Consider the following 347-nt stretch of genomic DNA (forward strand, 5'->3'; position numbering starts at 1 on the left):
CACAAACACGATTTGTTCAAGCGTGGCGTCGGCTGGCGCTGTCGATAGAAAATACTTTAGCGGCTCCGTATCTCCTTCTGGCCATTCAATCAATAACCACTCCTCGTCGCGCTGTTCGCTGCGCCAATAGTCCCGATGAGCCGGTCGTACGCGTACTGAGGCGAATCGCGATGACAAGGTCGAATTGCTTCCCTCGCGCCAGCGTACCTGCTGGAATGCCGATGGCGGCAATCCCATCGCTAACGCCTTGACCGACATTGGCTCATGACCGGGCCCTCGGCGAAGCAGGCTTGACGGGCGCCCTCGGCCCCGTTGAGGTATCGGCGGCAGCGGTGATACACCTGGCG

Annotated in this window: 1 protein-coding gene; it reads right to left on the reverse strand. The window is 59.9% G+C overall.

All coding sequences use genetic code 11. The features are described from left to right. The coding region (locus tag F2P44_RS34670; protein ID WP_187363530.1) for a transposase at positions 1-347 on the reverse strand (347 nt) is incomplete at both ends.

The organism is Massilia frigida (assembly GCF_011682175.1).
GTDB lineage: Bacteria > Pseudomonadota > Gammaproteobacteria > Burkholderiales > Burkholderiaceae_D > Telluria_A > Telluria_A frigida.